At 29.8% G+C, this 14,656-nt stretch carries 12 protein-coding genes; 3 read left to right on the forward strand and 9 right to left on the reverse strand.

Features of this window, described 5'->3' with window-relative positions; translation table 11 throughout:
* Positions 1-91: 91 nt before the first annotated feature.
* The 6 genes from dnaJ to lepA form a co-directional block, all read right to left on the reverse strand.
* The gene (gene dnaJ / locus TCEL_RS05110; RefSeq protein ID WP_018661818.1) at positions 92-1,234 is read right to left on the reverse strand and encodes a molecular chaperone DnaJ; all 1,143 of its coding nucleotides are present in this window, start codon (positions 1,232-1,234) and stop codon (positions 92-94) included.
* 54 nt (positions 1,235-1,288) lie between these two features.
* Positions 1,289-3,103, reverse strand: coding sequence for a molecular chaperone DnaK (dnaK, locus tag TCEL_RS05115; RefSeq protein WP_018661820.1), 1,815 nt, complete (start codon positions 3,101-3,103; stop codon positions 1,289-1,291).
* Between the two features lie 19 nt (positions 3,104-3,122).
* Complete coding sequence (grpE, locus tag TCEL_RS05120; RefSeq protein WP_018661821.1) at positions 3,123-3,725, reverse strand: nucleotide exchange factor GrpE; 603 nt, start codon at positions 3,723-3,725, stop codon at positions 3,123-3,125.
* Positions 3,726-3,737: 12 nt separating this feature from the next.
* Positions 3,738-4,763 (reverse strand): heat-inducible transcriptional repressor HrcA, encoded by a 1,026-nt coding sequence (hrcA, locus tag TCEL_RS05125; protein ID WP_040683746.1) that lies wholly within the window; start codon positions 4,761-4,763, stop codon positions 3,738-3,740.
* Between the two features lie 119 nt (positions 4,764-4,882).
* Positions 4,883-5,986 (reverse strand): radical SAM family heme chaperone HemW, encoded by a 1,104-nt coding sequence (gene hemW, locus TCEL_RS05130; protein ID WP_018661825.1) that lies wholly within the window; start codon positions 5,984-5,986, stop codon positions 4,883-4,885.
* Complete coding sequence (gene lepA, locus TCEL_RS05135) at positions 5,986-7,788, reverse strand: translation elongation factor 4 (RefSeq protein ID WP_018661827.1); 1,803 nt, start codon at positions 7,786-7,788, stop codon at positions 5,986-5,988. The genes hemW and lepA overlap by 1 nt, the downstream gene beginning before the upstream one ends.
* A gap of 263 nt (positions 7,789-8,051) precedes the next feature.
* On the opposite strand from lepA, the gene TCEL_RS05140 reads away from it, so the two are divergent.
* Together TCEL_RS05140 and TCEL_RS05145 are read left to right on the forward strand one after the other, a co-directional pair.
* On the forward strand, positions 8,052-9,524 hold the full coding sequence (locus TCEL_RS05140) for an IS1182 family transposase (protein WP_479725388.1): 1,473 nt from the start codon (positions 8,052-8,054) through the stop codon (positions 9,522-9,524).
* Positions 9,525-9,586: 62 nt separating this feature from the next.
* Positions 9,587-11,008, forward strand: coding sequence for an IS1182 family transposase (locus TCEL_RS05145; protein WP_018661831.1), 1,422 nt, complete (start codon positions 9,587-9,589; stop codon positions 11,006-11,008).
* A gap of 78 nt (positions 11,009-11,086) precedes the next feature.
* Here TCEL_RS05145 and spoIIP read toward each other — a convergent pair whose 3' ends face one another.
* Positions 11,087-12,151, reverse strand: a complete 1,065-nt coding sequence (gene spoIIP, locus TCEL_RS05150) for a stage II sporulation protein P (protein ID WP_018661833.1) — start codon at positions 12,149-12,151, stop codon at positions 11,087-11,089.
* 58 nt (positions 12,152-12,209) lie between these two features.
* The gene (gene gpr, locus TCEL_RS05155) at positions 12,210-13,187 is read right to left on the reverse strand and encodes a GPR endopeptidase (RefSeq protein WP_018661835.1); all 978 of its coding nucleotides are present in this window, start codon (positions 13,185-13,187) and stop codon (positions 12,210-12,212) included.
* 178 nt (positions 13,188-13,365) lie between these two features.
* Between gpr and rpsT the strand changes: the two genes are divergently transcribed.
* The gene (gene rpsT, locus TCEL_RS05160; RefSeq protein ID WP_018661836.1) at positions 13,366-13,632 is read left to right on the forward strand and encodes a 30S ribosomal protein S20; all 267 of its coding nucleotides are present in this window, start codon (positions 13,366-13,368) and stop codon (positions 13,630-13,632) included.
* A gap of 26 nt (positions 13,633-13,658) precedes the next feature.
* On the opposite strand, the gene holA is transcribed toward rpsT, so the two are convergent.
* The gene (gene holA, locus TCEL_RS05165; RefSeq protein WP_018661838.1) at positions 13,659-14,645 is read right to left on the reverse strand and encodes a DNA polymerase III subunit delta; all 987 of its coding nucleotides are present in this window, start codon (positions 14,643-14,645) and stop codon (positions 13,659-13,661) included.
* Between the last annotated feature and the right edge of the window lie 11 nt (positions 14,646-14,656).

Below are 14,656 nucleotides of genomic sequence, written 5' to 3' on the forward strand. Positions count from 1 at the left end.
CCGTACTATTATAACATAATAACACGTAATAACAATATTTTTACTTAACTAATTTTTAGTATATGTAAAAAGGCATGTATTAAAACATGCCTTAACTGAACATATCTTTTACTTTATCTGCAAATGTTTTCTTTTTGTCTACTTCTTCACCGAATTCTTCAGCAAGCTTTTTCAGTAATTCTCTCTGCTTTGAATTTAAACTTTTTGGTATCTCAACTTTTATTTTAGCATATAAATCTCCTCTACCTGTACCTCTAATTCTTGGTACACCTTTTCCTTTTAACTTAATAATTTCACCAGGTTGTGTTCCTTCCTGTATTATATGAGAAATTTCACCTTCAAGAGTTGGAATTTTTATTTCTCCGCCTAAAATTGCTTTTATAAAAGAAATTGGTACATCACAGAATAAATCTGTTCCCCTTCTTTCAAATTTTGGGTGTGGTTTAACCCTTATGTTAACATATAAATCACCAGGGGCACCACCTCTAATTCCTGGTTCACCCTGTCCTCTAATAGGAATTGTATTACCTGTATCCACACCAGCTGGAATGTTAATTGATATTATTTTTTTCTTTTTAATTCTACCCTTTCCATTACAATTAGTACATGGAGAATCTATCACTCTTCCTTCACCATGACATTTATCACATGTTGTCACGCTAACAAAACTACCAAATGGAGTATTTCTTTGTATTTTTACTTGTCCTGTTCCATGGCAGCGATCACAAGTTCTTGGTGTTGTTCCAGGCTTAGCACCTGTTCCATTACATACATCGCAATCTTCATTTCTATATATTTCTATATCCTTTCTAACTCCAAATACTGCCTCTTCAAAAGTTAGGTCAAGATTATATTCTAGATCAGCACCTCTTTTTGGACCTGTTCTTTCTCTCCTTTGTCCGAACATACCACCAAATATATCACCAAGATCATCAAATATATCCGAAAATCCGCCAAAACCACCAAAGCCGCCAAAATTAGAAAAATCAAATCCACTAAATCCACCTTGTGCATTAAAATCTGTTGTTCCAAATTGGTCATATTGAGCTTTTTTCTGTGGATCTGATAGAACCTGATATGCTTCGTTTATTTCTTTAAATTTTTCTTCTGCCTCTTTATTTCCTGGATTTCTATCTGGGTGATATTTTAATGCCAGTTTTCTAAATGCACTTTTTATTTCTTCTTCTGTTGCATTTCTGTCTACACCTAATATTTTATAGTAATCCTTTGCCAACTAATTCACCACCCTTCATTATACAAGGAGGGAATTATTCCCTCCTTGTTGTAATTACTTACCGTCTTTTACATCATAGTCAGCATGTACTTCATTTTCGTTTGTTGTTCCAGCTGTTTCATTGTTTTGTTGAGCATATTGCTGATATATTCTAGATGAAATTTGATAGAACTTTTGTGTTAATTCATCTGTTGCTGATTTTATAGCATTTACGTCTGTACCATTTAATGCATCCTTAACTTTCTTAATATGTTCTTGTATAGTATTCTTTTCTTGTTCTGTAATTTTTCCTTCTAATTCTTTTAATGTCTTTTCTGTTTGATATACAACAGAGTCAGCATTATTTCTTATCTCAATTTCTTCTTTTCTCTTTCTGTCCTCTTCAGCATATTTTTCTGCTTCCTTTACAGCTCTTTGAATTTCTTCTTCTGTTAAGTTTGTTGAAGCAGTTATAGTAATATTTGCTTCTTTACCAGTACCTAAATCCTTTGCTGAAACATGAACAATACCATTTGCATCAATGTCAAATGTTACTTCAATTTGTGGTACTCCTCTTGGAGCTGGTGGTATACCTGATAATGTAAATCTACCTAGTGTCTTATTATCTTTAGCCATTGGTCTTTCGCCTTGTAGAACGTGTATTTCAACTGATGTTTGACCATCTGCAGCGGTTGAGAAAATTTGGCTCTTTCTTGTTGGAATAGTTGTATTTCTTGGAATTAAAGTTGTAAATACTCCACCTAAAGTTTCAATACCTAGTGATAGAGGTGTTACATCTAGTAACAATACATCCTTAACTTCACCAGTTAATACTCCTGCTTGAATAGCTGCACCAATTGCAACGCACTCATCTGGGTTAATTCCCTTTGTTGGCTCTTTACCTGTAAACTTTCTAACAGCCTCTTGAACAGCTGGTATTCTAGTCGAACCACCTACTAAAACAACTTTATCTATTTGATCTATAGTAAGTCCTGCATCCTTTAATGCATTTCTCATAGGTTCAATTGTAGCTTCAACTAAATCATGTGTTAACTCTTCAAACTTAGCTCTAGTTAGTGTTAAATTTAAATGTTTTGGTCCAGTTGCATCTGCAGTTATAAAAGGTAAATTAATTTCTGTTGAAAGTAAAGTTGATAATTCTATTTTTGCCTTTTCTGCTGCTTCCTTAAGTCTTTGCATTGCCATTTTATCATTTCTTAAATCAATTCCGTTTTCAGCCTTGAATGTTTCCACAAGATAATCGATAATTCTTTGGTCAAAATCATCTCCACCTAAATGTGTATTACCGTTTGTTGCCTTAACCTCAAATACACCATCACCAATTTCTAGAATTGAAACGTCAAATGTACCTCCACCTAAATCGTACACAAGTATTTTTTGGTTCTTATCCATTTTATCAAGTCCATAAGCTAATGAAGCTGCAGTAGGCTCATTTATAATTCTTAATACCTCAAGGCCTGCAATTCTACCAGCATCTTTAGTTGCTTGTCTTTGACTGTCATTAAAATATGCAGGTACTGTAATTACAGCTTGTGTAACTGGTTCACCAAGATATGCTTCTGCATCTGCCTTCAACTTCATTAATATCATTGCTGATATTTCCTGTGGTGTATATTCTTTATCATCAATTTTTACTTTATGATCAGTTCCCATGTGTCTCTTTATTGATATTATTGTTCTGTCAGGATTTGTTATAGCCTGTCTTTTTGCTACTTGACCAACAATTCTTTCTCCATTTGGCTTAAATGCAACAACTGATGGAGTAGTTCTAGAACCCTCTGAATTTGGAATTACAACTGGTTCTCCACCTTCCATAACGGCAACACATGAGTTAGTAGTACCTAGGTCAATACCTATAACCTTTCCCATTCTTATCTCCTCCTTACAATTAATTTGCAACCTTAACCATACTGTATCTTAATATTTTATCTTTATATTTATATCCCTTTTGAAACACCTCAACTATAACGTTTTCACCATAATTTTCATCTTCTATATGCATAACTGCATTATGATAGTTTGGATCGAACTTTTCATTAATTGCAGGTATTTCTTCTATGCCTAATTTTGATAGGGTGTCTTTAAATAATTTTAAAGTCATTTCAACACCTTCATAGAAGGCAGTTCTTTCATCTGTAGAATCAACTGCCCTTTCTAAGTTATCAAGCACAGGTAATAAATTTTTTATTGCATCTGCAAAACCATCATCATAGATAATTTCCTTCTCACGCTGAGTTCTTTTTCTAAAGTTATCAAATTCTGCTTTTGTTCTTTTTAGTAATTCCAAGTATTCGTTACACTCTTTATTTTTTTCTTCTAATTGAGATTTAATTACTTCAATTTCATCTTGCATTACATCTTCTTTAGCTTCACTTTCATATGATGTTTGATCGCTAGAATTAACTTGTTCTTCAATCTGTTCTTTTTGTTCTTCTTGTTCTTTTTTATCTTGCTCATTAAATTGTTCATTAACTTTTATATCTTCTGTCACAATACCACCTCATTATAGAGTTTTTTCAAAAACTTCATTTAAAATATTAGAAATTGACTTTAATATACCAACAACTCTTGCATAATCCATTCTTTTTGGACCAATTATACCAATTGTACCAACAGTTTTGTCAGCTATGTTATAAGTTGCCTTTACAATGCTGCAATCTTTTATCTTCTCGTTTCCATTTTCACATCCAATTGAAACACAGAAATCATTTTCATCTTCAGAAAATACATTAGTAAGAAGTTTTTTATCCTCTATAAATGATAAAAAGCGTCTTGCTTTGTCTTTATCATCATATTCTGGATAATCAAATATATTTGTTGTTCCTTCTAAATATATTTCAGAATCATCTTCTTTTAAACTTTCATAAACTACAGAAATAATTGCAGAAAATATTTCACTATACTCCCTCATATGACTTTGTATATCTGAAATAACAGTTAAGCCTATATCATTTATAGTCAAACCAGAAAGTTTATCATTTAATATGTTATTTAACTTCAATATCTTTGCATCATCTACTGCATTAGGAGATTTAATAACCACATTTTTTATAATACCAGTATCTGTAACAACAACAGCTACAATATCGTAATCACTAACTCTTATTAATTGCAATGACCTTATTGAACTCTTTCTTACAGAAGGAGTTAATACTGCAGATGTATATTTGGTGATATCCGATAATAATTTAGTAGTCCTCTTTATTATTTTATCTAGTTCATTTATTGTCTGTATTTGAAGCATATATTTAATCTTTTCTATCTCTTGTGGGGATGGATATTTTACTTCCATAATTTGATCAACGTAATATCTATATCCTCTATCAGAGGGTATTCTTCCAGCTGAAGTATGTGGCTGCTCTAATAGACCTAAATCTTCTAAATCAGCCATTTCGTTTCTTATAGTTGCTGGACTTATATCTGTTAGATATTTTTTTGCTATCGTTCTAGAACCAACAGGTTCAGCTGTTTCAATATAGTCTGTAACGATAGCTTTTAATATCTTTTTCTTTCTATCACCTAATTCCATCATTCCACCCCCTTCTATTTAGTTTGTTAGCACTCATTTATTTTGAGTGCTAACGATTACGATTTTAAAATAACACTATTGAAATATTTTGTCAATACATACATATTTGTAATAAAAATTCATTTTATAAAAGAAACAAATACTAAATTGGATAAATCTCTGCCTTTCTCAGTTAATCTTATATTTTCTCCCACTTTTTCTATTAATCCATTATTTATTAATTCATTTATTTCTTTACTATAAATTTCCATTATATCTTTATTAAACTTACTTTTAAATTGATTTATGTTTATTCCTCTATTCATCCTCAAACCTAGAAAAATGAATTCTGACATATGTTCAGCTTCTGTCAAATTTATGCATTCTTCAACAGCACTGTTATACAACTTTATTTTATTAATGTATTCATAAACGTTACTTATATTATTAAATCTTTTTCCCTCATAATATGAATGAGCACCTGCTCCAACACCAATATATTCTTCATCTGTCCAATATATAATATTGTGTTTACATTCATAACCCTTTTTTGCATAGTTTGATATTTCATACTGTATATATCCATTTTGTTTCAAAACATTATTAATTTCATGATAAATTAATCGTTCCTCTTCTTCATCTAAAAGCATCAATTCGTTTTTAACATGCATTTCATAAAACTTGGTTCCTTCTTCAATTATTAAACTGTAACATGATATATGTTCGGGATTAATTTTAATTAGTTCATAAAGATTAAACATAAATTCCTCTTTAGTTTGATTAGGCAAATTAAACATAATATCAACATTGATATTTGTAAAACCTACATCTCTAGCATCAAAATAATTCTTTAAAAAGTCTTCATATTTATGAATTCTTCCTAGTTTTTTTAACATCTTATCATTAGCGCTTTGTAATCCCAAAGAAAGTCTATTAATTCCATAATTTTTTAATAAAATTAATTTTTCCTTATTTAAAGTACCAGGATTGGCTTCTATTGTATATTCTATTGGATTAAATCTTGATAGTTTATTTAGTAATTTCTGTAAATTTTTAATAGATAAAATGGTGGGAGTACCCCCACCAATAAATATAGTGTCAAAATTTTCTTCACTTAAACTATCTATTTCTTTTAATAAAACATCAATATACTCATCCTGTAACATATCATTTACTATAGAATTAAAGTCACAATAAAAGCATTTACTTTTACAAAATGGTATATGAACATACAATCCCTTCATTATTCCACCTTCAATACAGCCATAAATGCCTCTTGAGGAACTTCTACTGTTCCTATTTGTTTCATTCTTTTCTTTCCTTCTTTTTGCTTTTCTAATAATTTCTTTTTACGTGTAATATCTCCACCATAACATTTAGCTAAAACATCTTTTCTTAGTGCTTTAACGGTTTCTCTTGCTATAACCTTTGATCCTATAGCAGCTTGTATTGGTATTTCAAATAGTTGTCTTGGAATTATTTCTTTTAACTTTTCTGCTATAGCTCTTCCCTTTTGGTATGCTTTTTCCTTTGGAACAATTTGAGATAATGCATCAACAGGATCCCCATTTAACAATATATCAAGTTTAACAAGTTCTGATTTTTTATATCCTGCTAATTCATAATCTAATGATGCATATCCCTTTGTTCTTGATTTTAATGCATCAAAGAAATCATAAATTATTTCATTAAGTGGTATTTCATAATGTAGCATTACTCTTGTTGCCTCTAAATATTCCATATTTTTAAATATACCTCTTTTTTCTTGACACAACTCCATAACTGCACCTACATACTCTGAAGGACAAATTATACTAGCATTTACGATTGGTTCCTCCATATAACTTATTTCTGTCACAGGTGGCATATTTGTTGGATTAGTTAATTCAATAACTTCACCATTTGTCTTAATGATTTTGTATATAACGCTTGGTGCAGTAGTCACTATGTTTAGATTATATTCTCTTTCTAATCTTTCTTGAATTATTTCCATATGAAGTAGACCTAAAAATCCACATCTAAATCCAAATCCCAATGCAACTGACGTTTCAGGTTCAAATGTTAGTGCTGCATCATTTAATTGTAGCTTTTCTAATGCATCCTTTAAATCATTGTAATCTGAACTATCTGCTGGATATATACCACTATATACCATTGGTATTGCTGGTCTATAACCTGGTAATGGTTCACTTGCAGGTCTTAAAGCTTCAGTTATAGTATCTCCAACTCTTGCATCACGTACATTTTTTATACTTGCTGTTACATAACCAACATCACCAGCTTGAAGTTGTTCTACTTCCATAAGACTAGGTCTAAATATACCCACTTCTGTTACTTCATACTCTTTGCCAGATGCCATTAGCTTTATTTTTGTTCCTTTTTTAATTGTACCTTCCTTTACTCTTATATAGCATACAACTCCCTTATAAGGATCATAGAAGCTATCAAATATTAGTGCTCTTAATGGAGCTTCTTCATCACCTGTAGGACAAGGTATTTTTTCTACTATAGCCTTTAAAACCTCGTCTATACCTATTCCAACCTTTGCAGAAATTAGTGGAGCATCTGAACAATCTAAACCAATGACATCTTCTATTTCTTTTTTAATTTCATCTGGCCTTGCACTTGGTAAATCTATTTTATTAATTACAGGTACAATCTCTAGATTATGTTCTAATGCTAAATAACAGTTTGCTAACGTTTGTGCTTGGATTCCTTGTGTAGCATCAACAACTAATATGGCACCTTCGCATGCTGCAAGGCTTCTTGAAACTTCATAATTGAAATCGACATGTCCTGGTGTGTCAATAAGATTTAATATATATTCATTTTCTCCATCATTATGAATTAATCTTACCGCTTGAGCCTTTATTGTAATTCCTCTCTCTTTTTCTAATTCCATTGTATCAAGTACTTGTTCTTCCATCTCTCTTTGAGTTAGTGTTCCAGTCTTTTCAATTAATCTATCTGCTAAAGTTGATTTTCCGTGATCTATATGAGCAATTATACAGAAGTTACGAATCTTCTTTTGTCTATCACTTGGCATGACCTAACCTCCTTAAACTATATTACAAAAAATAGTCATATTTGATTATAACATAAGAAAGATTAAAAATGTCAACATTGTTTTTAAAATAGTAAAGGAATGTCGGTTGACATTCCTCAGGCTGTTGACAAACAAATTTTGTCAACAGCTTTTTTTGCGTAGCAAAAAGGATTTTAAACATCTATGTAGAATTATATATAGAGAAATAAATTTGGAGGTGCCCAATGATTAATGAAATTAAATCAAAACAACAAAAATTAGAAATGGTTTACATTGAAGATTTAGTTCCTCAGGATCATATACTGAGGAAAATTGATAAATATATTGACTTTTCTTTTATTCGTGAATTAACTAAGGACTTATATTGTCATGATAATGGACGACCTGCTGTTGATCNTGAAGATTTAGTTCCTCAGGATCATATACTGAGGAAAATTGATAAATATATTGACTTTTCTTTTATTCGTGAATTAACTAAGGACTTATATTGTCATGATAATGGACGACCTGCTGTTGATCCTGTTGTTCTTTTTAAAATGTTATTTATAGGCTACTTATTTGGTATTAGATCCGAGCGTCAGCTCGTTAGGGATATTGAAGTTAATGTTGCCTATAGATGGTTTTTAGGTTTCTCACTTACAGATAAGATTCCTGATCATTCAACTATAAGTCAAAATAGGAGAAGACGTTTTAAGGATACAGATATAGCACAAAAAATTTTTGATAACATTGTCCTTCAAGCGATATCTCATGGCTTAGTTGAAGGTAAAGTTCTTTATACTGATTCAACACATCTTAAGGCTAACGCCAATAAGAGAAAATTTATTGAAAAAGAAGTTGAAAAATCTACTAAGGATTATATGTTAGAACTTGATAAAGCAATTGATGAAGATAGAAATGCTCATGGTAAAAAGCCTTTAAAAAAAACTGAAAAAACATCTGAAACTAAAACTATAAAAGAAAGTACAACTGATCCTGAAAGTGGTTATATGATTAGAGATGGTAAACCTGAAGGATTCTTTTATTTAGATCATAGAACAGTAGACAGTAAACATAATATTATTGTAGATGTTCACGTTACACCAGGAAATGTAAACGATGTAGATCCTTATTTAAGCAGAATTGATAGAATAATTAACACATTTAATTTTAATGTAAAGTATGTGGGATTAGATGCAGGATATTTTACAAACTATATTTGCAAAGGATTAGCGGATAGAAATATAACATATGCAATAGCTACTAAGTTAGGTCCTCATGAAAAAGGCAAATATACAAAAAATAAATTTCAGTATGTAAAAGAATGGGATGTATATGCTTGTCCTAATAATTGTTTTTTAAAATATAAGACTACTACCCGTCAGGGATATAAAGAATATGTTTGTGATAAAGAAATTTGTTCAAATTGTAGATTTAAAGATAAGTGCCTAACTGGAAAAAGTGAATTTAGAACTATCAGACGACATGTGTGGGAAGAATATAAAGATAAAAACATAGCTTTTTTAAAAACTGATAAAGGTAAAAGGATATACAAAAGAAGAAAGGAAACAATAGAGCGAAGCTTTGCAGATTCGAAAGAATTACATGGGCTTCGCTATTGTCGCTTCCGCGGATTAGCTAAAGTAAGCGAACAATGCTTACTTACAGCAGCAGTTCAAAATATGAAAAAGATTGCAAGGGTACTATCCCTTCAGGCTGTTGACAAACAAATTTTGTCAACAGCTTTTTTTGCGTAGCAAAAAGGATTTTAAACATCTTTGTAGAATTATATAAAGAGAAATAAATTTGGAGGTGCCCAATGATTAATGAAATTAAATCAAAACAACAAAAATTAGAAATGGTTTACATCGAAAATTTAGTTCCTCAGGATCATATACTGAGAAAAATTGATAAGTATATTGACTTTTCTTTTATTCGTGAATTAACTAAAGACTTATATTGTCATGATAATGGACGACCTGCCGTTGATCCTGTTGTTCTTTTTAAAATGTTATTTATAGGCTATTTATTTGGTATTAGATCCGAGCGTCAGCTCGTTAGAGATATTGAAGTTAATGTTGCCTATAGATGGTTTTTAGGTTTTTCACTTACAGATAAGATTCCTGATCATTCAACTATAAGTCAAAATAGAAGAAGACGTTTTAAGAATACAGATATAGCACAAAAAATTTTTGATAACATTGTTCTTCAAGCTATATCCCATGGCTTAGTTGAAGGTAAAATTCTTTATACTGATTCAACACATCTTAAGGCTAACGCCAATAAAAGAAAATTTATTGAAAAAGAAGTTGAAAAATCTATTAAGGATTATATGTTAGAACTTGATAAAGCAATTGATGAAGATAGAATTGCTCATGGTAAAAAGCCTTTAAAAAAAACTGAAAAAACATCTGAAACTAAAACTATAAAAGAAAGTACAACTGATCCTGAAAGTGGTTATATGATTAGGGATGGTAAACCTGAAGGATTCTTTTATTTAGATCATAGAACAGTAGACAGTAAACATAATATTATTGTAGATGTTCACGTTACACCAGGAAATGTAAACGATGTAGATCCTTATTTAAGCAGAATTGATAGAATAATTAACACATTTAATTTTAATGTAAAGTATGTGGGATTAGATGCAGGATATTTTACAAACTATATTTGCAAAGGATTAGCGGATAGAAATATAACATATGCAATAGCTACTAAGTTGGGTCCTCATGAAAAAGGCAAATATACAAAAAATAAATTTCAGTATGTAAAAGAATGGGATGTATATGCTTGCCCTAATAATTGTTTTTTAAAATATAAGACTACTACCCGTCAGGGATATAAAGAATATGTTTGTGATAAAGAAATTTGTTCAAATTGTAGATTTAAATATAAGTGCCTAACTGGAAAAAGTGAATTTAGAACTATCAGACGACATGTGTGGGAAGAATATAAAGATAAAAACATAGCTTTTTTAAAAACTGATAAAGGTAAAAGGATATACAAAAGAAGAAAGGAAACAATAGAGCGAAGCTTTGCAGATTCGAAAGAATTACATGGGCTTCGCTATTGTCGCTTCCGCGGATTAGCTAAAGTAAGCGAACAATGCTTACTTACAGCAGCAGTTCAAAATATGAAAAAGATTGCAAGGGTACTATCCCTTTTATTTTTTAAAGGTATTAATAAAATATTTATGTTAAAATCAGAAATTTACTGTGAAAATTTATATGCTACCGCATAAATAAACCCCTTGATTTTTAGAATCAAGGGGTTTATCAACAATCTGAGGAATGTCGGTTGACATTCCTTTACTTTACTATTACTTTAAATAAATAGCTATTACCTTAGCCATAATTTTACCTGTTCTAATTGCTTCCTCTAGTGAATTCAAGTTACAACCTATCTCAAGTAGTATCATTTTACTTGATAGATCTTGATTATACCTTGCATTTTTATATAAAATTCCTCTACTAAAGTTTGGATACATACTATTTAATATGTCATTTATTTTAATTACCTTTTCTGCATTTGATTTATAATTTTTATTCTTTGCTCCTACAACAAACATTGGGCGAGCATATCTCTCATTGTTTATTATTGCAGTTGTTTTACTTACAGAATCTGAAGCATCTCTATGTAAATCTATTATTAATTTTAAACTTGGATATTTTTTTATATATGATTCAACTGTTGGTCTTGATTTTTCATAACCCTTTTCTCTTGTAGGTAAGTCATGAATTGTTATATCATGTATAACTGCTATGCCATACTTTTCTTCAAGCTCTTTTTTTATCTCTTCACCAACTTTAACTACATTCTGGCTATAATCAGTAGTAAAATTTCTATCCTTTTCATTTCTTGGGTTATAACTTTCAGTAGTATGTGTGTGAAATATTAAAACAAGAGGTTTTGATTTATCTAGTTTCTTTTTTGGTACATCTTTATCATTTGGGTTTATAACTGTAATACTTTCATTTTCTTTAGGTAAGTTATCCACATTAGAATTAGTTTCCTTATCACTTGTAGTTTCATTATTAGGTATTACAACTATTGGACTATCTTGGCTAGCTATTAAACTAGGTAAGTTCATATATGCAATTAAAGGTATTTGAGATTCAAAATAACTTGTTGGATTTTCTAAATCTATTCCTGTAGTATATTTGAGCAATAAAGGAAACAAGGATATTCTATCTTCGTCTTCTATATTGTAATAAATACATTCTAATGTACTACTTGATTTACTTATGACATTTATAAAAAAATTATTTGAATAGAAATCTTTAACTAATAATACAGGCCTGAATAATGAAATCGCTAGCCAAATAAATATGATTGCATAAATAAAAATTAAAACGAATATTGGTGTAGCACTTTTTTTATTCATACCCTCATCCCCTTTGTAAATAACCTCATAAAATTATATTCAGTAATTTTTTACATTATTACTGTAAGTATTTATTTAAATCTTCCTTATCTAATGATGGATGAAGGGCAAGATTAATTGAGTTTGCTATTATTTTAGCCATATCTTCAATTAAACCATCTATTTCTTTAGGAGTTACCATTAAATCACTTATATAAGGATTGAGTATTTCTTTTATCAACATATACTTTTCATTTTTATCTACCTTCTTTATTATGTCGTAAAATTCCTTATTGTTTTTGCTTTGTTTAATTAATTCATCTATTATTAAATCAATCGTATCATTTGCCATAGTTGCAGCATCCACAACAGTTGGAACGCCAATTGCAATTACTGGAACACCCAATGTTTCTTTATTTAATGCCATTCTCTTATTTCCAACACCAGACCCTGGACCTATTCCTGTATTTCCAATCTGTATTGTTGAAGCCACTCTCTCCATTTTTCTTGAGGCTAATGCATCTATTGCAATTACATAATCTGGTTTAACTTTTTCTATAACACCCTGTATAATTTCTGCTGTTTCTATACCAGTTAATCCCAAAACACCAGGAGCAATAGCACAAACTGGATTAATTCCTTCATCTATATGCTCTGGCATAAGTTGTTTTAAATGTCTTGTTATCAACAATTTTGATACTACTCTTGGACCTAAAGCATCAGGAGTTACATTCCAGTTACCTAATCCAGCAACCAAAACTGTTTGCCCATCCTTTATACCTATCATGGTCTCTAACTCTTTAGCTAATACTTCACTAATTTTATCATGAGCTTCAGCATCATAATGTTTGATACCAGGAACTTCAATTGTAACATATGTACCAATCTCTTTTCCCATAATTTTAGATCCTACTGCATCTTTTATGTTAACTATTGTTACTGTAACATCTTCATATGGTTTTTTTACATCGACTTCAACACCTGGTACTTCTCTGTTATTATCTTTTTTATATAATTCTCGTGCTTCAACTGCTAAGTCTGTTCTAATATTGAACATAAATTCACCTCCCTATATTTAGTATGTACATACAATTTTTTTTTATTTTATTATTAAATTTACTTGCTAAATTTAAATTACAATGATATAATACTATCGTTACGAACAAACTTGTTCGCCGTGTCCCCAATCTGCTGTAATGTCCCGCTAACTAAAATATTTCAGGAGGGATATTAGAATGGCAAATATTAAATCAGCTATCAAAAGAATTAGAGTAACAGAAAGAAGAACTCTAAGAAACAAAATGGTAAAGTCTGCTGTTAAAACTGCTATCAAGAAGTTTGAAGTAGCTCTAAACAGCGGAAACATCGAAGAAGCAAAGGTTTTATATGCTCAAGCAGTAAAAGCACTTGACAAAGCAGCAGCAAAAGGTGTAATACATAAAAATGCTGCATCAAGAAAGAAGTCAAGACTAACTGTTAAGCTAAACAATGCCCTTGCATAATAAAAACACCCATACGGGTGTTTTTATTATGCACATAATTCTATAATCAGATTCTCTACTCCATTTTCTGATTGCAAATCACCTGTTTTTATTTTTATATCATATAGATAACATCTTTTGATCGCATATACTATTTCATCTAAACTATAATTTTTTAGAAATCTTAAATAATTTTTTAAAGCAAAATCCTTTATATTATACTTTTTTATAACTTCATCATAATTATTAAAATAAACTTTAAGTAAATACATAATTTTAAAATTTCTAAAGATCATATACAATATCATTATCTCTTCTTCACCTAGGAATATCATATTTTTATAAGTCCTTATTGCATTATCAACATCTTTATTTAAAATGAAATCAATTAGTTTAAAAACATTATTTTCTATACTTTTTGTTACTATTGAATCTATATCATCCTTCTCTACAACTCTTTTTTCACCTAAAAAATCAATCAATTTGTTAAGTTCTAAATCAATATTTTCACTTCCAGCTGAAAGTTCTGAAGTTAAATATAGTAGGTTTGATTTTGTAATAGACTTGTTGTGTAAACTTAAATAGTTAAATATATAATTCTGCAAATCTAATCCTTTAAGCTTTTTATATTCTACAATCATCCCTTTATTTCTTATGGCTTTATAAAGGTTATTTGACTTATCAATATCTGTATAACATGAAAACAGCAAAATGGTATTATTAGATAAAGTATTTATATATTTCGATAACTCATTTGAAATACTATTGTTTAAAAATATATGCTGAGCATTTTTTATATGTACTATCTTTCTATTTGACATAAATGGAGTAGTCTCACAAGCGTTTATAATAGAATCTATAGTTATATTTTCACCATCATATATAGAAATATTAATTTCTCTAAATTGATCAATCAGATTGTAAATTAAATTAATTGTTTCATTGATTATTGCTTTTTCTTGTCCATAAATTAGTACTAAGCTCTCTATATTTTTTATATTTTTTTTAAAATCATTTATAGTTTTAATTTCCATAGCCAATCATC

It is taken from the genome of Thermobrachium celere DSM 8682, from assembly GCF_000430995.1.
GTDB lineage: Bacteria > Bacillota > Clostridia > Clostridiales > Caloramatoraceae > Thermobrachium > Thermobrachium celere.